Genomic DNA, 16,084 nt, shown 5'->3' with positions numbered 1-16,084 from the left:
CCCACCCCCGACCCCTCCCCGCAAGGGGGAGGGGAGTGCACCGTCGGCGGCGATGGAGCTCGATGAACTACGTTACGGGCGTAGCAATCCAAGGACGGCGCAGCGGCAGTGCCCGCTGCTCGTCGGGCAAATCAAGTCAGCGCATTTGCGCGATCGATGCCAACGAGCTTCCGCCTTCGCGTCCGCGGCAGCTCGGAATCCTGTGCGCCGAAAAACTTATTTCGTCGGCGTCTTCAAATACATCTCACGATCCACCCGCCGCGCGCCCAAAAATCATCTTTCTCTTTTCCAGAATTCATGTTCTCCTCCGTCATCCCGCTTCGCCAGCAAGGGGCGTTTCGCGATCGTCACGAGGCGTGAGGCGGGGATGCGGTGGCCGCGAGGGCGCGCAGCATGTCCTTCGGATGTGCGGACGAACGAGGCTCTTGCGGACGTGAAGCTGCGTGGTCCTGGCGCCCCGAAGCCGGCGCCAAGTTCGCGACGATGCTGGCGCATCGCGCGGATGACGGTGGCTACCAAGCCGGACACCGGGGAGAGCGGAGAGTAAGCGTGAAGACCATCGCGCAGGGAGGGCCGGGTCGTTCCGGCTGGACCTGTGGTACCTGCCGCCTGCATTTTCTTTCGCAGGCGGGCCACGGGCCTCAGTCGAGGCCCGGCCTTCCCTGCGCCCTTCGATCGGAGAGCGCGACGAGAGGCGCAACACTCGGACGCGAAAAGCGGGCGCGAGGATGAGGAATCGTGCCGAGCGCTCCGCGGTCGTCCCCGCGCACGCGGGGACCCATACTCACAGGAGCCGATGTGAGGCACGCTGGAGCTACGAGATCGAGCAGCAATGCAGGCCGGTGGTTATGGATCCCGGCGTTCGCCGGGATGACACCGAATACGCAGCGGCCGGTGTGGCTCTTGGGATGATCGTTGAAACGTCACGCGGTATCCGGGTTCAACGTCGAGCTGGCGATCATCGGCAGCTGGCGGGAGAGACAAACGCGACCGCGCCAAGACAATAAAAAGCCGGGCAAACGCCCGGCCTTGGTGATCGGACGATGCCTCAGCTCTCAATAGGGGATCGGAATCCGGGTCGGATAGCCGCCGAGATCGGTCGGCGCCATCAGCGGCTGACGGTCGATCGGACGGTTCAGGTTTTCGCGGGCGAACGACGGATAGCCGGCCGACGGCGGGAAGGCGTAGTCCGAGAACTTGCGGTCGCCCGGCAGCACCTCGGTGCCGCCATCGAGGAACGAGCGCCTGGTGACGTAGACGCGGGTGCGCGGACCGGACTGGTAGGAATAGTTCGGGCTTCCGCCATACTCGGCCGCGGTGCGGCGCTTGGTGGTGGCGGCATCGGCGGAGGTGATGGACAGGGACGTCACGGCAAGACCCGTCGCGGCGATCACCGCCAAGGCCATGATCCGGGTCGCAGCAGAAAATTTGATCATCACGTCCTCTTCCTCACGCCAAAAGGGGCGGGCGCTCGCCATGCGCATGATTTGGCCCGCACAATATCTGTGTCGGCTGTGGCATCACAAGGTCATTCCCGCGACAGGCATCAAGATAAATTCCGGCTGTGGCGGGAAAGTTGCATCAAAATCCGTGACTTGCCGCGACCGAGGATGGTCCGATCGTGGCGCTGTGACATCCCGCAACACGCAGACGCAAATCGCCGCTCAGAAGGTGCCGCGCAGCCGGGGATTGTCGAGCGCGGTGATCCAGTCGTTCAGGGTCTTGGCGACTCCCGGGGCATCGCAGTCGGCGCGCCGCGGCTCGGCCTGGGCGAACAGCTCGGTCAAAGCGGGGTCATGACCGGACGGCGACAGCAGGGTCAGGCGGTTGAGCATGCAGCCGACCGCGGCGCGGCGGGTCTGCATGGCCGCGCCCTGGCAGGACCAGCCCGAAATCCGCAGCGCCGGCACCGCGATGGTCTTCAGGAAGCCGAGGCAGGCGCCCGGCCCGTCCGGCGTGCCGGCCTGGCGCAACAGGCTGACCGGACCGAACCGGCTGTCGATGATGCCCGCCGCCTCCAGGTCGGGCGCCGGGCGCCCCATGCGGGCGGCGAGGTGCCCGATCGGGTTGCGCATGCCGTCACGCTCGGGCCCGATCCGGTACACCTCGATCTCGGCCGCGGGCCGGTCGGCGCGCTCGCCCCAGCGCAGCACGTCCTTGCGGCCCCCGGCCGGATGGCTCAGCACGGTATAGGTCGCGGTCCGGTCGGGCTGGTCGGTCAGGCGCAGCGAGAACGCCGGCACGGCGCTGTCGGCAAGGATCCAGCCGGCCCGGGGTGCCCCGGCGTCGTCACCGCCGTCAAGCCGGTTCCAACCCGCCACGCCAAGCATGGCGATCAGCGCCAGAGCTCCCACATAGGCAATCAGGCGCGCAAAGGTGCCGCACACCTCGTCCGCCAAGGCCTTGAGGGCCGGCGGGATGCGAGGATGACGGGTTGCGGTGGCTGGTTGGGCCGAATCGAGACGCATCGAAGGCGAGACATCGTGGTAACGTTGTGTCAGGGACGTTTCTCGCATAGAAGCGCTGCCGCTTCCGTTTCCGCCTTGTTGTGCGGTCGGCCAAATTTCTTCGGAGAGTGAACGATGGGTTACAAAGTCGCAGTGGTCGGCGCGACCGGCAATGTCGGACGGGAAATGCTCAATATTCTCGATGAGCGCCAATTCCCCGCAGACGAGGTCGTGGCGCTCGCCTCACGCCGCAGCGTCGGCGTCGAGGTGTCCTATGGCGATCGCACGCTGAAGGTCAAAGCGCTCGAGCACTACGATTTTGCCGATGTCGACATCTGCCTGATGTCAGCTGGCGGAACGGTCTCGAAGGAATGGTCGCCGAAGATCGGCGCCGCCGGCGTCGTCGTGATCGACAACTCGTCGGCCTGGCGCATGGACCCCGACGTGCCGCTGATCGTGCCGGAGGTGAATGCCGCTGCGGCCGCGGGCTTCACCAAAAAGAACATCATCGCCAACCCGAACTGCTCGACCGCGCAGCTCGTCGTCGCGCTGAAGCCGCTGCACGACAAGGCCACGATCAAGCGCGTGGTGGTCTCGACCTATCAGTCGGTGTCCGGCGCCGGCAAGGATGCGATGGACGAATTGTTCTCGCAGACCAAGGCCGTCTACACCAATGACGAGCTGGTCAATAAGAAGTTTCCCAAGCGCATCGCCTTCAACGTCATTCCGCAGATCGACGTCTTCATGGAAGACGGCTTCACCAAGGAAGAGTGGAAGATGATGGCGGAGACCAAGAAGATCCTGGATCCGAAGATCAAGCTGACCGCGACCTGCGTCCGCGTGCCGGTGTTCGTCGGCCATTCCGAAGCCGTCAATGTCGAGTTCGAGAATCCGATCTCGGCGGATGAGGCGCGCAACATCCTGCGCAATGCGCCGGGCTGTCTGGTCATCGACAAGCACGAGCCGGGCGGCTATGTGACCCCCTATGAGGCCGCCGGCGAGGACGCGACCTATATCAGCCGCATCCGCGAGGATGGCACGGTCGAGAACGGTCTCGCCTTCTGGTGCGTGTCGGACAATCTGCGCAAGGGCGCGGCGCTGAACGCCATCCAGATCGCCGAGGTGCTGATCAACCGCAAGCTGATCACGGCCAAGAAGAAGGCGGCCTAGGAGACTGACGGTGCGCTCCCTCTCCCCGTCCTCACGGGGAGAGGGTTGGGGTGAGGGGCGGCCGAACGGGTGGTGTGCGTAGTGAAACTGATTTCCCTCACCCGATGACGTCGTGGACGACAAAGCGAATTCGGGGTGGGGCCGCGCGTGGCTGAGAGCAGCAAGACCGAGCCGGCAGCGGCGCAAACACCCGCGCCGGCCAAGCACGTGCCGGGGCCGATTGAGCGCGGCCTCGAAGGCTTCCTGTTCAAGAGCCGCTGGCTGATGGCGCCGTTCTATGTCGGCCTCGTCATCAGCCTCGCCGTGCTGTTGTACAAGTTCGTGTTCCTGCTGTGGGAGAGCGTCATCCATCTGCCCACGGCCAAGGAGAGCGACATCATCCTCGGCGTGCTCAGCCTGATCGACGTCTGCCTGACCGGCAATCTGGTGCTGATCGTCGTGTTCTCGGGCTATGAGAACTTCGTGTCGCGGATCGACCCCGGCGGCCATCCGGACTGGCCGGAATGGATGACCAAGGTCGACTTCGCCGGGCTGAAGCAGAAGCTGCTGGCCTCGATCGTCGCGATCTCGGCGATCCAGCTGCTGAAGGCGTTCATGAACCTCGACGGCGGCTATGACTCGGTCAAGCTGGCCTGGCTGGTCGGCGTGCACATGACCTTCGTGGTGTCGACCGTGATGCTGGCGCTGGCGGACCGCTGGACCAGCGAGCATTGATGAGGGGCGAGCAGGGAGTAGCGAATGGCGAACAGGGCCTATGAACTACTCGCTACTCCCCATTCGCTGTTCGCTCACGCGCTATTCGCCGGCGCGCGCGCTGCGGAATTCCTTCGCCGCCTTGTCGAGCACGAACAGCGATCCCTCGGCGACGCCGAAATAGGCGCCGTGCAGCTGCAGCTCGCCGGCCTCGACGCGGCTTTGCACGAACGGGAACGTCATCAGGTTCTCGAGGCTGCGGAACACCGCAGCCTTCTCGATCCGCGTGACGAAGTCCTGGAAGCTCTCACGGTCGCGCTGCTCGACGACCTCGCCGGGCTTGATGAACATCGACATCCAGCGGCCGATGAAGTCGCCCGGCGACAGCGGCGCCGCCTTGTCGACGAAGGCGCGGATGCCGCCGCACTGGGCATGGCCGAGGATGACGATGTGCTTCACCTTGAGCACGGTGACGGCATATTCCAGCGCCGCCGAGACGCCGTGGGCGTTGGCGTCGGGCTGATAGATCGGCACCAGATTGGCGATGTTGCGCAGCACGAACAATTCGCCCGGGCCGACGTCGAAGATCACTTCGGGCGAGACGCGGGAATCGCAGCAGCCGATCACCATGACTTCCGGAGACTGGCCGCGTTCGGACAGCTCCAGATAGCGGCTCTGTTCGGTCGGCAGGCGCTGGGTGGTGAAGGCGCGATAGCCTTCGAGCAGACGTTGCGGAAACGAGATCATGGATCTTGCCTAAACACATGCGGCGGGCGGGAACAAGCCTTTCGGCCCGGCGGCCGAAATGGTATCGCGGGCAGCTTCGATAAACCAAGGGAAACGCCGAAATGATCCGCCCGCGCCGCAGCCTCCTGTTCATGCCTGGCTCCAATGCGAGGGCGCTGGAGAAGGGACGGAACCTGCCGGCCGACGGGCTGATCCTCGACCTCGAGGATTCGGTGGCGCCGGACGCCAAAGCCGCCGCCCGTGAGCAGATCGCCAAGGCGGTCGCGGCCGACGGCTATGGCAAGCGGGAACTGCTGATCCGCATCAACAGCCTGGACACGCCGTGGTGGAGCGACGACGTCGCCATGGCCGGACAGGCGGCGACCGATGGCATCCTGGTTCCCAAAGTGTCGACGGTCGAGGACCTGCGCACGGTCACCAACCGCCTCGCCGAGGTCGGCGCCGATCCCGCGCTGAAGGTGTGGGCGATGATCGAGACCGCGCGCGCCGTGCTCGATGCGGACCTTCTCGCCGCCACCGTGCACGAGACGGGCTCACGGCTCGCCGGCTTCGTGTTCGGCCCGAACGACATCTCGCGCGAGACGCGCATCCGCATGCTGCCGGGCCGCGCGACTATGCTGCCGATGATCAGCCACTGCATCCTGGCGACGCGCGCGCATGGCCTGGAGATCCTGGACGGGCCCTACAGCGATTTCGCCAATGCCGACGGCTTCTCGCAGGAATGCATCCAGGCCCGCGATCTCGGCTTCGACGGCAAGACGCTGATCCATCCCGGCCAGATCGATACCTGCAACGCAATCTTCACGCCGCCGTCAGCCGAGATCGCCGAGGCGCGCAAGATCCTCGCCGCGTTCGAGCTGCCGGAGAACGCCTCGCGCGGGGCGATCCAGATCGACGGCCGCATGGTCGAGCGGCTGCATGCCGAGATGGCCAGGCGCACGATCGCGATTGCGGATGCGATCGCGGCGATGGGGAAATAGGAGGCCGAGCCGCGTCAGATCTGTCTGAGGCTGAGGATGTAGTTGACGAGGTCGCCGCGCTGCTCCGGCGTCAGGATGACGTTGGGCATCGTCGGGTGGCTGCTCTGCAGGAACACCTTGAGCGACAGCTCGGTCGTCGAGGGCATGTTGGCGACGGCGGCGAAATCCGGCGCCGTCCGGGTCTGGGCTCTGGCGCCGCCCGCGTCGATGGCGTGGCAGGGGCTGCACCAGGCCTCCGCCAGCTTGCGGCCGGCCTGCACGCTCTCGGCCGCCGGCGTGGCGCCGCCGGCGTAGTGCAGCCGGATCAGCAGCATGGCGACGAGCGCGAGCAAGATCGCGGCGCCGACATGGAGCCAGGTGTTGCGGTGCAGATTCGGCATGCTCATCGCAGTGCTCCGCTGAATTGGGTGGGAGGCCGGCGATCAGTGCTTGGTGATGGCTGTGCCCAGGCGGTCGATGGTCGGCGCATTCAGGCAGTACGCTTCGTAGTGCTCGCCCGAGGTGCCCGCCGCGAGGTCGCGGTGGCAACGGATCTTGTCCTTGCACATGGCGCAGACCCGCTCCATGTCGCGCAGCACCAGCGGCTCGGCGCGCGACAGCGCGGCCTCGTCGATGCCCAGCGCGTTCAGCATGTGCGGCAGCTCGTCGGCGGCATGCTCGCCCTGCCGAACCAGCTCGTCGAGATCGGCCGGCGTGACCTGCAGGTCCATCGCGATGCGCTCGAAATCGTCGCGGTCGAGCTGCCGCAGCTCGCTGAGCTCGCGCCGATGCCGCAGCCATTGCGCGAACGTATCGATCAGGAACTGGACCCGGGGATAGGGCTTGGCTTGGGCGGGCATGGCAAATCTCCGATGATTGACGGGCAATCAATCACCGGCGTGCCGCGCGGACGTTGCGTTAGATCAAGCCGCGTTGCGGCGCTGCGACCGGCGCAGAGCTCAGCCGCCGAAGCGCGCGGCGGCCCACGCGTAGAGGCTGCCGGCGATGGGCGCCTCGCCGCCGCGGCCCTTCGGCGAGATGTGCAGGCCGACGATGCCGGGATCGCCGATCAGGCCGGAGAAGTCGGACGGTTCGAAGAACGCCCTGGGCTCGGCATGCACGGCATAGAAGCTGCGCTTCGGCAGCGCGTGGCGCAGCGAGCCGTGGCGGCGGGCCAGCGCGGTCAGCGCGGCGGGGCCGAAGATCGCGACCCGGATGTCGGACAGCCGGTTCGAGCCGCCGCGCAGGCGCCGCGCCGCAAAGGTGACGCGGTGGCGCAGCGACAGCCAGTTCGGCGTCAGCTCGTCCTGGGCCATCAGCGCATCGAATTCGGCGATGATCGGGTCATCGGGCGGCAAATAGAGGACGGAGTTACCGAGCTGGCGCGCCCGCTCCCAGGCGAAAGTGGGCAGCGCCGGATCGATCTCGACCGGCCGCAGCAGCAGCACGTCCGCGTCGAGCCAGAGCCCGGCGCGCTGCGCCATCAGCCGCATCCGGAAGAAGTCGCTGAACTGCAGGGTGGTCCAGTCGCGCCAGCTGCCGTCCGGCTGCGGCGGCCGGAGACGTTCGGAGAACGCGTAAGGCAGGATCGCCTCGGCCTCGGCATTGCCGACGCCGTCGGGCAGGCCGGGCAGCGGATCGAAGCTGTAGACGGTGACCTTGTGGCCGGCGGCAAGCTGCGAGCGCAGGCAGGTCTGGCGCAGCCGGTCGAGCGGCCCGCGCCAGAACGTCACGACCTCGGGCAAGACGCGCGTCAACGATGGACCTGTGTGAAGGCGGGGGGACTCGAAACAAGGCCCTGGACGGTGGTCCAGGGCCCGCGAACTCTGACGGTCAGCGCCGGCTCAGGCCCAGGCGCGCTCGGCGAGCTTGGCCTCGTAGCTGTCGATCGAGGCCTTCTTCTCGAGCGTCAGCCCGATATCGTCGAGCCCGTTGATCAGGCAGTGCTTGCGGAACGGGTCGATCTCGAACTTCACGGTGCCGCCATCGGGCCCGCGGATTTCCTGGCTGGCGAGGTCGACGGTCAGCGTCGCGTTGGCGCCGCGCTCGGCGTCGTCGAACAGCTTGTCGAGATCGGCCTGCGACACGCGGATCGGCAGGATGCCGTTCTTGAAGCAGTTGTTGTAGAAGATGTCGCCGAACGAGGTCGAGATCACGCAGCGGATGCCGAAATCCAGGAGCGCCCAGGGGGCGTGCTCGCGGCTCGAGCCGCAGCCGAAATTGTCGCCGGCGACCAGGATCTTGGAATTGCGATAGGCCGGCTGGTTGAGTACGAAATCCGGGTTCTCGCTGCCGTCGTCCTTGTAGCGCTGCTCCGAGAACAGGCCCTTGCCGAGGCCGGTGCGCTTGATGGTCTTCAGGTACTGCTTGGGGATGATCATGTCGGTGTCGACATTGATGATCTTCAGCGGCGCGGCGACGCCTTCCAGCGTGGTGAACTTGTCCATCGGGGAGCACCTTCGAGAGTATCGGCAGACCGCTGTTTAGCCCGATTGGCGGTGCGGATAAAGTCCAAATCCCCCGAACCTCGGCCGCGCGGGTCAGTCGGCGCCCGCCTCGATGGCTTCCATGTCGTCGTCGGACATTCCGAAATGATGGCCGATCTCGTGGATCAGGACGTGGCGAACGATGTAGCCGAGGCTCTCGTCGTGCTCCGCCCAATAATCCAGGATCGGGCGGCGGTAGAGCCAGATCATGTTCGGCAGGCGCGGCAGGTCGTCATTGCTGCGGAACGGCAGCCCGGTGCCCTGGAACAGGCCGAGCAGGTCGAATTCGCTCTCGGCCTCCATCTCGTCGAGCACCTCCTCCGTCGGGAAGTCCTCGACCCGGATGACGACGCCCTCGCACATGCTGCGGAAATGCTCGGGCAGGCGCTCGAACATCTCGTGCGCCATCGCTTCCATGTCGGCGAGCGAGGGAGCTTTCAAATCTGTCCACATTGCCGCCTTCTAGCCCGGCTTTCATCACGATGCATCCTGGTTCTATGCGACCTGTGGCGGCTGCGGTTGACGCAGGGTGTGAAAACGGCGACCTTCGCGGCGCGCGATTTGGGGCTTTGGGGGAGCTATGAGACAGATGTCGATGATGCTGGCCGGAACGGCGCTGGCCGCGGCAGTCATGATCTCGGTGCCGGCCGGCGCGCAGGCGGAGCAGTCGACCGGCGCGCAGCTCCAGACGGTGCAGAGCGGCGGCAATACGGACGTCTCCGCACAACGCAGGCCGCGGCGCGTTCCGATCTACCCGCGTTACGAGGGGCACTGGGAGCCGGATGTGGTGCCGCGCTACAATCCCGGCCCGAACGCGGTGCGCGTGTGCAATGCGACCTACGTCCCGGAGCACCGACCGAGCGGCACCGTGATCGTCCCGCATATGAGCTGCTTCTGGCGGCGCGGCTGAGTGATTCGTCGCGTTGCGGGACGAGAGATGGCACGGGGCGTGACGGTCCGGCCACAGTGCCGATATGTCACGTGATGCGGCGGAACCGCGCGCGGCATTTCAGCATTCTGCTCGGGCGCAGGTCTTCATGTCACATTCACGTCGCTCGTTCGAGACTGATCTGCGTCGCGCTGCGACGACCGCCATCAGGCGGCGTGCGGTGCCCGACGTGGTGTCTGGCGATCGAAGGAGAAGGTCATGACTGTGATGAAACTGTTGGGCATCGCCGCGGTTGGCGCCGTCCTGGCGCTGGCTGCCCCGGCCGAACGCGCGCAGGCGCTCTCGCTCATCAATCCGGGCGCTGCGGCGGCGGTGCAGCAGGGCACCGTGCAGGAGACCACCCAGGCCCATTGGCACGGCCGCCGGCATTGGCATCCGCGGCGCCACTACTATCCGCGCCATCACTGGCGTCCGCATCGCTGGCACCGGCATCACCGTCATTGGTGAGCCGTCCATTGCCGCTGCAAGGGATGATCGAGATCAAACAGGCCCGCTTTGCGGGCCTGTACGCTGAGGCGGACCGCAATTGAGGTCTGCCATGAAAGAGTCCGTCAACAGGACGTGGCTCGGCATCGGGATCGTCACGGTGGCGATGCTGGTGGCAAGTTCCGCTGCCACCTCCCCCGTCGCTGCGTCGGAGGTTCAATTGACGAACCGACGCTCAGCCGCGTCGGACGTCGTCACACGCCGGCAATCAACCGCAGTTTGGCCGCGCGCTGCCACCGTGGTGACGCCAACTTATTGGGGCCGTCCCGTGGACTACGCGCCGGCTCATCCGCCGGGCTCGTTGCTGTTCACGCCGTTCCACGATTAGGACGCACAACGCGCCTGCTACGCGGACGGGTCTTGAGCAACGACCGTCTCGGCGCCAGATCCGGCACGATCAGTTGCACGACGATGTCGAAGCTGATCGATGGATCCTCTGCCGCGACGCCACGCCGCAGATGCGCGCCCCGCGTGCATCATTCATGCCGCATTCACGTCGCTATCTCTACGTTCATGTCGGGGTGCGCCAATCCACCGATCGGACGACCAGCATCGGCGCTGCATGGGTCCATCGTTGCACAGCATTCAGGGAGAAGGGACCATGATGAGGATGAAGGACCAGCGCGCTGGTCGTGCTCGTCGCCTCAGTCTTGCGGCGGCGGCGTTGTTTGTCTTGGCGGGTGCGTCCGGTCGGCCCGCGTCTGCGATGTCGCCCGTCGGTCCTGGCGCGGCGCCCGCGACACAGGCGTCGCCCGGAGCACTGGCGATCCAGGTTCGTGGCCCGGGTGGCCACGGTGGTGGCGGTGGGGGTGGCGGCGGACATGGCGGCGGCGGTGGCGGTTTCCACGGTGGTGGTGGCTTTCACGGCGGCGGCGGCGGCTTCCACGCCGGCCCGGCATTTCATGGTGGCGGCGGAGTCTTCCACGGCGGTGGTGGGCATGCCTTCGGCGGCGGTGGTCCGCGCCCGGTGTTCCACGGCGGGGGGCCTGCGTTTCACGGCGGCGGCGGCCCGCGGCCGGTGTTCCATGGTGGTGGCGGCGGCTACTATCGTCCGCACTACGGCTATCGGCCGTACGTCCACCATCACCGGCGTCACTTCTACGGCTATCGCAGCTACTACACGCCGACCTACACGACCGGCTACTACTACCCCTATCGCCGCTGCCGCATCGTCTACACCTACTATGGGCCGCGTCGAATCTGCCACTCCCGGCACTGGCGCGGTCACCACTGGCGCCACCATCACCGGTGGCATCATCGTCACCATCGCCACCACTGGCGCTACTACTGACGATGCGCCGCTCTTGAACGAGACTTCGAAGGACGCCTTACGGCGTCCTTCTCTCGTTTCAGAGGCGTGAAGCCGGTGTCGCGGTCAGAGCCAGTCCTTGAGCTGCCAGCTCTTCATGGAGAGCTTCCACGGCACCAGCGTTTCAAGCCGCCATTTGGCGAAGCGGCCGGGCGGCCAGTTCGACAGCCGCCGCTCCTCCTTTGGAGCTTCGGGCTTGGCGATAATCTTGGCCGGCGGCGTTTTTCGGCGCTGGCGCGTCGCATCACGAATGAGGTCGACGTATTCCGGCTTGTTGGCCATGGCAGGCTCCTCGGCACGTCTCTGCAGAACGCCCAGCGTCCGGCGGTAGGATTGTGCGTGACGAGGCTTAAGAAGTCTTTGTCGAGCTGCGTCGACGTTGACGCAAAATGAAAACGCGACGGCTTCGTCGAAGCCATCGCGTTGTTCGTCTGTCGGTCGCGGTGCAGCTTGGCTGCAGCGGCGAAATCAGATCATCAGCGCCAGTCGCGCACGTCGACGAAGTGGCCGGCGATCGCGGCCGCTGCGGCCATCGCCGGCGACACCAGATGGGTGCGGCCCTTGAAGCCCTGGCGGCCCTCGAAGTTGCGGTTCGAGGTCGAGGCGCAACGTTCCTCCGGCGCCAGCTTGTCCGGGTTCATCGCGAGGCACATCGAGCAACCCGGCTCGCGCCATTCGAAGCCGGCCTTGACGAAGATCTTGTCGAGACCCTCGGCTTCCGCCTGCTCCTTGACGATGCCCGAGCCCGGCACGACCATCGCATTCACATGGCTGCTGACGGTCTTGCCCTCGGCGATCTTGGCGGCGGCGCGCAGGTCCTCGATGCGGCCATTGGTGCAGGAGCCGATGAAGACGCGGTCGAGCTTGATGTCGGTGATCTTCGTGCCGGCAGTCAGGCCCATGTATTTCAGCGCGCGGTGCTTGGAGAGGCGCTTGGCTTCGTCGGCGATCTGGTCCGGATCGGGCACTGCGCCGGTCACCGAGATCACGTCCTCAGGGGAGGTGCCCCAGGTCACGATCGGCGGCAGCTTGGCGGCGTCGAGACGCAGCTCGTGGTCGAAATGCGCGCCCTCGTCGGAGCGCAGCGTCTCCCAGTAGCGCATGGCGGCGTCCCAGGCGGCGCCCTGCGGCGCCTTGGGACGGCCACGCAGGAAGTCGAACGCCTTCTGGTCGGGCGCCACAAGGCCGGCACGGGCGCCGCCCTCGATCGACATGTTGCACACGGTCATACGGCCTTCCATCGACAGCGCGCGGATCGCCTCGCCGGCGTACTCCAGCACGTAGCCGGTACCGCCCGCGGTGCCGATCTCGCCGATGATGGCGAGGATGATGTCCTTGCCCGTCACGCCATCCGGCAGCACGCCGTCGACGGTGACGCGCATGTTCTTCGCCTTCTTCTGGATCAGCGTCTGCGTCGCCAGCACGTGCTCGACCTCTGACGTGCCGATGCCGTGCGCCAGCGCACCGAACGCGCCATGGGTCGAGGTGTGGCTGTCACCGCAGACGATCGTGGTGCCGGGCAGCGTAAAACCCTGCTCCGGGCCGATGACGTGGACGATGCCCTGGCGGCGATCGAACTCGTTGTAATATTCGATGCCGAATTCCTTGGCGTTGTCGGCCAGCGCCTTGATCTGCTCGATGCTCTCCGGATCCGGGTTCGGCTTGGAGCGGTCGGTGGTCGGCACGTTGTGATCGACCACGGCCAGCGTCTTCTCCGGCGCGTGCACCTTGCGGCCGGTCATGCGCAGGCCTTCGAAGGCCTGCGGCGATGTCACCTCATGGACCAGATGGCGGTCGATGTAGAGCAGGCAGGTGCCGTCGTCGGCTTCGTGCACCAGATGGTCGTTCCAGATCTTGTCGTACAGGGTGGTCGGCTTCGACATGAGCGAATGCTCCCGGGAATTTGAGGTTTGAAACGGGACGCGTGACGGACACGCGGAACAGGCAAAGAGACGAGGCGCTGCGGCTTACAGCGCGGGCCTAAGCTCTGATGTCGCCGAGGTGGCGAAGCGTCCGAAGAACCGCCCGGGCAGCCGGCGGCGATCGTCGATGACGACGCGGCGGCAGGCCATGCTGGTGCGATCTAGAACCATTCGAGGGCATTATATAGCACGCAGCCGCCGAAGTGCGAGATGCGTTTGCGCCCGTGGATTGCTTCGTCGCGGAGCCTGTCATCGGGCCGCGCTTTGCGCGGACACGTTGGCTCCTCGCAACGACGGCGCGGCAAAAACAAAAAAGCGCGGGACCAGCCCGCGCTCTTCGTCAATCCAATGGGAGCAACGATTACTCGTTGACCGCGGTCTGCTGGCGGTCCTGCTTCTCGACGATGCGGGCCGACTTGCCGCGCAGCTGGCGCAGGTAATACAGCTTGGCGCGACGCACCTTGCCGCGGCGCACGACCTTGATCGAGTCGATCATCGGGGACAGGATCGGGAACACACGCTCCACGCCCTCGCCGTAGGAGATCTTGCGCACCGTGAAGCTCTCGTTGATGCCGCCGCCGGAGCGGCCGATGCAGACGCCCTCATAGGCCTGCACGCGGGTACGATCGCCTTCGACCACCTTCACGTTGACGATCACGGTGTCGCCCGGTCCGAACTCCGGAATGGTCTTGTTGGCGGACAGCTTGTCGAACTGCTCTTTTTCGAGCTGCTGGATCAGGTTCACGGGTAAATCTCCATCGGCGGCGCGCCCAGCCGGGTCACGCGGGGGCTGCGCTTGTTCCTGCCGTCACTTGCGGAATTGGGCGCTCCTATAAGCCAAAGCGCGAGGCTTGTCACCCGTCTGTCGTGTTTTTTGGCGCTTTTTGGCCGGTCCTCGTTTGTTCTCGATCCTGCCGGGCGCGCCATTCGGCCCAGAGATCAGGCCGCCGGGCCTGTGTGATGGCCTCGGCCTGGGCGCGCCGCCAGGCCGCGACCTTGGCGTGATCGCCCGAGGTGAGCACATCCGGAATGGTACGGCCCTCGAACAGCTGCGGCCGCGTATATTGCGGGTACTCCAGTAGGCCATCGGAGAAGCTCTCGTCGGTGCCCGATTCGAGCTTGCCCATCACGCCGGGCAGGAGGCGCACGCAAGCGTCGATCAGCACCAGCGCCGCGATCTCGCCGCCCGACAGCACGTAGTCGCCGATCGAGACCTCGATCAGCCCGCGCGCGTCGATGACGCGCTGGTCGAGGCCCTCGAAGCGGCCGCAGACGATCAGCGGCCCGGGACCTGCGGCCAGATCGCGGACGAAGGCCTGGGTCAATGGCCGACCGCGCGGGCTCATCAGCAGCCGCGGCCGCTCCGGCGCGACGTCGGCTGCGTCGATCGCCGCGGCCAGCACGTCCGCGCGCAGCACCATGCCCGGCCCGCCGCCGGCGGGCGTGTCGTCGACGCTGCGGTGCTTGTCGGTCGCCGAGGCCCGGATGTCGCGCGCCTCCAGCGCCCAGATGCCGGAGGTCAACGCCCGGCCGGCCAGGCTGACGCCGAGCGGCCCGGGAAACATCTCGGGAAACAGGCTCAGCACGGTGGCGCGCCAGGGCGCGGTGAGGGCAGGCGAAGTGGTCATGGATGCTCTGTTACGGCACTGGCGCGGGCAGATCGAGCCCCTGGATCAATGCGGCGTCCGCTGCTCGTGCGGCCCAATCCCCGGTGTCGTCCCGGACAAGCCGTGACGCGCATCAGCGCGTCGCGGCGCCGATCCGGGACCCATACCGCGTGATGTCGGAAACGGGCAGGTGGCCAGTCCCGCGCAAGCCAATCAGCTGCGGTGGCTATGGGTCCCCGCTTTCGCGGGGACGACGAGCTGTGTTTGAGGCGGCAGCGTCGTCTTGATCCGAGGACGACCCATCCGAGGCTGATTCTTCCTCGCCCTCGATCTCGCCCGGCAACTCGATGATCACCCGTCCACCCGCAAGATCCACCGTCGGCACCACGGCATTGGTGAACGGCAGCAGCAGCGTGCTGCCGGAGGGTGGGGCGATCTCGATGATGTCGCCGGCGCCGAAATTATGGATCGCGAGGACGCGGCCAAGCGGCGCGCCGGACGTGGTCTCTGCGGCGAGGCCGATCAGGTCCGCGTGGTAGTATTCGTCGTCATCGGTCTCGGGCAGGCGGTCGCGCGGGACGTACAGCTCGAGGCCGTTGAGGCGCTCGGCGGCGTTGCGGTCGGCGACGCCCTTGATGGTTGCGACGAGATGGTCCTTGGCCTCGCGCGCCTTCGCGACTTCGAACGAGCGGCTGCCGTCCTTGGTCGTCAGCGGGCCGTAATGCAGCACGGCCAGCGGATCCTCGGTAAAGGTCCATAAGCGAACCTCGCCGCGCACGCCGTGCGCGGCGCCGATCTTGGCGACGCAGATCAGCTTGGACATCAGGAGGCCTCGTCCTTCGAGACGCGCGCAACGGCGCGCTCCTCCGGACGAGGAGCCAGATCCTCATGCTGAGGCGCCCGGCGGACGCCGTGCGTCTCGAAGCATGAGGCTATCAGCAGCAAGAGGCTTAGCCCTTGGCGGCGGCTTCGGCCTGCGCCTTGCGCTCCTTGCGCGGCACGGCCTTGATCGGGTTCTGGCGGGCTTCGCGCTTCTTGACGCCGGCGGCATCGAGGAAGCGGGCGACGCGGTCGGACGGCTGCGCGCCCTTGGCGAGCCAAGCCTTCACCTTCTCCATGTCGAGCTTGAGGCGCGCCTCGTTGTCCTTCGGCATCAGCGGATTGAAATGGCCGAGACGCTCGATGAAGCGGCCGTCACGCGGGAAGCGCGAGTCGGCGACGACGACGTGATAGACCGGGCGCTTCTTGGTGCCGGCGCGGGCGAGACGAATGACGACGGACATGTAGGTTCTCCTGAGTGTCGATTGAT

General features: G+C 66.3%; 21 protein-coding genes. 7 read left to right on the top strand and 14 right to left on the bottom strand.

The window, feature by feature from the left end; all coding sequences use genetic code 11:
- Nucleotides 1-1,055 precede the first annotated feature (1,055 nt).
- Both QQL87_RS09070 and QQL87_RS09065 read right to left on the bottom strand, forming a co-directional pair.
- Nucleotides 1,056-1,436 (bottom strand): hypothetical protein, encoded by a 381-nt coding sequence (locus QQL87_RS09070; RefSeq protein ID WP_284417089.1) that lies wholly within the window; start codon nt 1,434-1,436, stop codon nt 1,056-1,058.
- Nucleotides 1,437-1,664: 228 nt separating this feature from the next.
- Entirely contained in the window at nt 1,665-2,468 is an 804-nt protein-coding gene (locus QQL87_RS09065) for a hypothetical protein (protein ID WP_284417088.1), read from the bottom strand.
- 114 nt (nt 2,469-2,582) lie between these two features.
- Between QQL87_RS09065 and QQL87_RS09060 the strand changes: the two genes are divergently transcribed.
- Together QQL87_RS09060 and QQL87_RS09055 are read left to right on the top strand one after the other, a co-directional pair.
- Nucleotides 2,583-3,617, top strand: coding sequence for an aspartate-semialdehyde dehydrogenase (locus QQL87_RS09060; protein WP_284417087.1), 1,035 nt, complete (start codon nt 2,583-2,585; stop codon nt 3,615-3,617).
- 147 nt (nt 3,618-3,764) lie between these two features.
- Nucleotides 3,765-4,331, top strand: a complete 567-nt coding sequence (locus QQL87_RS09055) for a TIGR00645 family protein (RefSeq protein ID WP_284417085.1) — start codon at nt 3,765-3,767, stop codon at nt 4,329-4,331.
- 81 nt (nt 4,332-4,412) lie between these two features.
- On the opposite strand, the gene QQL87_RS09050 is transcribed toward QQL87_RS09055, so the two are convergent.
- Nucleotides 4,413-5,057: a carbonic anhydrase gene (locus QQL87_RS09050; protein WP_284417084.1), complete on the bottom strand. Its 645-nt coding sequence runs from the start codon at nt 5,055-5,057 to the stop codon at nt 4,413-4,415.
- A 101-nt stretch (nt 5,058-5,158) separates the two neighbouring features.
- On the opposite strand from QQL87_RS09050, the gene QQL87_RS09045 reads away from it, so the two are divergent.
- On the top strand, nt 5,159-6,037 hold the full coding sequence (locus tag QQL87_RS09045) for an HpcH/HpaI aldolase/citrate lyase family protein (protein ID WP_284417083.1): 879 nt from the start codon (nt 5,159-5,161) through the stop codon (nt 6,035-6,037).
- A 14-nt stretch (nt 6,038-6,051) separates the two neighbouring features.
- Here the strand turns inward: QQL87_RS09045 and QQL87_RS09040 are convergent, their stop codons facing one another.
- The 5 genes from QQL87_RS09040 to QQL87_RS09020 all read right to left on the bottom strand — a co-directional run bounded on the left by QQL87_RS09040 (nt 6,052) and on the right by QQL87_RS09020 (nt 8,955).
- Entirely contained in the window at nt 6,052-6,423 is a 372-nt protein-coding gene (locus tag QQL87_RS09040; RefSeq protein WP_284417081.1) for a c-type cytochrome, read from the bottom strand.
- A gap of 36 nt (nt 6,424-6,459) precedes the next feature.
- Nucleotides 6,460-6,876 (bottom strand): hypothetical protein, encoded by a 417-nt coding sequence (locus QQL87_RS09035; RefSeq protein WP_284417079.1) that lies wholly within the window; start codon nt 6,874-6,876, stop codon nt 6,460-6,462.
- 99 nt (nt 6,877-6,975) lie between these two features.
- The gene (locus QQL87_RS09030) at nt 6,976-7,773 is read right to left on the bottom strand and encodes a glycosyltransferase family 32 protein (RefSeq protein WP_284417078.1); all 798 of its coding nucleotides are present in this window, start codon (nt 7,771-7,773) and stop codon (nt 6,976-6,978) included.
- An 87-nt stretch (nt 7,774-7,860) separates the two neighbouring features.
- Complete coding sequence (gene leuD / locus QQL87_RS09025; RefSeq protein WP_284417077.1) at nt 7,861-8,463, bottom strand: 3-isopropylmalate dehydratase small subunit; 603 nt, start codon at nt 8,461-8,463, stop codon at nt 7,861-7,863.
- Between the two features lie 93 nt (nt 8,464-8,556).
- Nucleotides 8,557-8,955 carry a metallopeptidase family protein gene (locus tag QQL87_RS09020; RefSeq protein ID WP_284417076.1) on the bottom strand — a complete coding sequence of 133 codons (399 nt, stop codon included), beginning with the start codon at nt 8,953-8,955 and terminating at the stop codon, nt 8,557-8,559.
- A gap of 145 nt (nt 8,956-9,100) precedes the next feature.
- On the opposite strand from QQL87_RS09020, the gene QQL87_RS09015 reads away from it, so the two are divergent.
- From QQL87_RS09015 to QQL87_RS09000, 4 genes are all read left to right on the top strand, one after another.
- Complete coding sequence (locus QQL87_RS09015) at nt 9,101-9,412, top strand: hypothetical protein (RefSeq protein WP_284417234.1); 312 nt, start codon at nt 9,101-9,103, stop codon at nt 9,410-9,412.
- Between the two features lie 237 nt (nt 9,413-9,649).
- Nucleotides 9,650-9,898, top strand: coding sequence for a hypothetical protein (locus QQL87_RS09010; RefSeq protein WP_284417075.1), 249 nt, complete (start codon nt 9,650-9,652; stop codon nt 9,896-9,898).
- Nucleotides 9,899-9,989: 91 nt separating this feature from the next.
- Nucleotides 9,990-10,265 carry a hypothetical protein gene (locus tag QQL87_RS09005; RefSeq protein WP_284417074.1) on the top strand — a complete coding sequence of 92 codons (276 nt, stop codon included), beginning with the start codon at nt 9,990-9,992 and terminating at the stop codon, nt 10,263-10,265.
- 273 nt (nt 10,266-10,538) lie between these two features.
- Nucleotides 10,539-11,228, top strand: coding sequence for a hypothetical protein (locus QQL87_RS09000; protein ID WP_284417073.1), 690 nt, complete (start codon nt 10,539-10,541; stop codon nt 11,226-11,228).
- A gap of 84 nt (nt 11,229-11,312) precedes the next feature.
- Here QQL87_RS09000 and QQL87_RS08995 read toward each other — a convergent pair whose 3' ends face one another.
- The 6 genes from QQL87_RS08995 to rpsP all read right to left on the bottom strand — a co-directional run bounded on the left by QQL87_RS08995 (nt 11,313) and on the right by rpsP (nt 16,058).
- Entirely contained in the window at nt 11,313-11,528 is a 216-nt protein-coding gene (locus QQL87_RS08995; RefSeq protein ID WP_284417072.1) for a hypothetical protein, read from the bottom strand.
- 194 nt (nt 11,529-11,722) lie between these two features.
- Nucleotides 11,723-13,129 (bottom strand): 3-isopropylmalate dehydratase large subunit, encoded by a 1,407-nt coding sequence (gene leuC / locus QQL87_RS08990; protein WP_284417071.1) that lies wholly within the window; start codon nt 13,127-13,129, stop codon nt 11,723-11,725.
- A gap of 400 nt (nt 13,130-13,529) precedes the next feature.
- On the bottom strand, nt 13,530-13,913 hold the full coding sequence (gene rplS, locus QQL87_RS08985) for a 50S ribosomal protein L19 (RefSeq protein ID WP_231317745.1): 384 nt from the start codon (nt 13,911-13,913) through the stop codon (nt 13,530-13,532).
- A gap of 109 nt (nt 13,914-14,022) precedes the next feature.
- A complete protein-coding gene (gene trmD, locus QQL87_RS08980; protein ID WP_284417070.1) occupies nt 14,023-14,796 on the bottom strand; it encodes a tRNA (guanosine(37)-N1)-methyltransferase TrmD in 774 nt (257 codons plus the stop codon).
- A gap of 205 nt (nt 14,797-15,001) precedes the next feature.
- Nucleotides 15,002-15,598, bottom strand: coding sequence for a ribosome maturation factor RimM (gene rimM, locus QQL87_RS08975; protein ID WP_284417069.1), 597 nt, complete (start codon nt 15,596-15,598; stop codon nt 15,002-15,004).
- Nucleotides 15,599-15,725: 127 nt separating this feature from the next.
- Nucleotides 15,726-16,058, bottom strand: a complete 333-nt coding sequence (gene rpsP, locus QQL87_RS08970; protein ID WP_015663540.1) for a 30S ribosomal protein S16 — start codon at nt 16,056-16,058, stop codon at nt 15,726-15,728.
- Nucleotides 16,059-16,084: the final 26 nt, after the last annotated feature.

The organism is Bradyrhizobium sp. SSBR45G (assembly GCF_030159255.1).
Lineage (GTDB): Bacteria > Pseudomonadota > Alphaproteobacteria > Rhizobiales > Xanthobacteraceae > Bradyrhizobium.
This window is presented reverse-complemented; position numbering and strand designations above follow the sequence as displayed.

Excerpts from the sequence above, each read along its gene's own strand:
- QQL87_RS09050 (WP_284417084.1), bottom strand. The coding sequence starts at position 5,057 with ATGATCTCGTTTCCGCAACGTCTGCTCGAAGGCTATCGCGCCTTCACC.
- QQL87_RS09005 (WP_284417074.1), top strand. The coding sequence starts at position 9,990 with ATGAAAGAGTCCGTCAACAGGACGTGGCTCGGCATCGGGATCGTCACG.
- leuD (WP_284417077.1), bottom strand. The coding sequence starts at position 8,463 with ATGGACAAGTTCACCACGCTGGAAGGCGTCGCCGCGCCGCTGAAGATC.
- QQL87_RS09035 (WP_284417079.1), bottom strand. The coding sequence starts at position 6,876 with ATGCCCGCCCAAGCCAAGCCCTATCCCCGGGTCCAGTTCCTGATCGAT.
- rimM (WP_284417069.1), bottom strand. The coding sequence starts at position 15,598 with ATGTCCAAGCTGATCTGCGTCGCCAAGATCGGCGCCGCGCACGGCGTG.
- QQL87_RS09045 (WP_284417083.1), top strand. The coding sequence starts at position 5,159 with ATGATCCGCCCGCGCCGCAGCCTCCTGTTCATGCCTGGCTCCAATGCG.
- rpsP (WP_015663540.1), bottom strand. The coding sequence starts at position 16,058 with ATGTCCGTCGTCATTCGTCTCGCCCGCGCCGGCACCAAGAAGCGCCCG.
- QQL87_RS09060 (WP_284417087.1), top strand. The coding sequence starts at position 2,583 with ATGGGTTACAAAGTCGCAGTGGTCGGCGCGACCGGCAATGTCGGACGG.
- QQL87_RS09065 (WP_284417088.1), bottom strand. The coding sequence starts at position 2,468 with ATGCGTCTCGATTCGGCCCAACCAGCCACCGCAACCCGTCATCCTCGC.
- QQL87_RS09000 (WP_284417073.1), top strand. The coding sequence starts at position 10,539 with ATGATGAGGATGAAGGACCAGCGCGCTGGTCGTGCTCGTCGCCTCAGT.
- QQL87_RS09040 (WP_284417081.1), bottom strand. The coding sequence starts at position 6,423 with ATGAGCATGCCGAATCTGCACCGCAACACCTGGCTCCATGTCGGCGCC.
- QQL87_RS08995 (WP_284417072.1), bottom strand. The coding sequence starts at position 11,528 with ATGGCCAACAAGCCGGAATACGTCGACCTCATTCGTGATGCGACGCGC.
- QQL87_RS09015 (WP_284417234.1), top strand. The coding sequence starts at position 9,101 with ATGCTGGCCGGAACGGCGCTGGCCGCGGCAGTCATGATCTCGGTGCCG.
- QQL87_RS09070 (WP_284417089.1), bottom strand. The coding sequence starts at position 1,436 with ATGATCAAATTTTCTGCTGCGACCCGGATCATGGCCTTGGCGGTGATC.
- trmD (WP_284417070.1), bottom strand. The coding sequence starts at position 14,796 with ATGACCACTTCGCCTGCCCTCACCGCGCCCTGGCGCGCCACCGTGCTG.
- leuC (WP_284417071.1), bottom strand. The coding sequence starts at position 13,129 with ATGTCGAAGCCGACCACCCTGTACGACAAGATCTGGAACGACCATCTG.
- QQL87_RS09020 (WP_284417076.1), bottom strand. The coding sequence starts at position 8,955 with ATGTGGACAGATTTGAAAGCTCCCTCGCTCGCCGACATGGAAGCGATG.
- QQL87_RS09010 (WP_284417075.1), top strand. The coding sequence starts at position 9,650 with ATGACTGTGATGAAACTGTTGGGCATCGCCGCGGTTGGCGCCGTCCTG.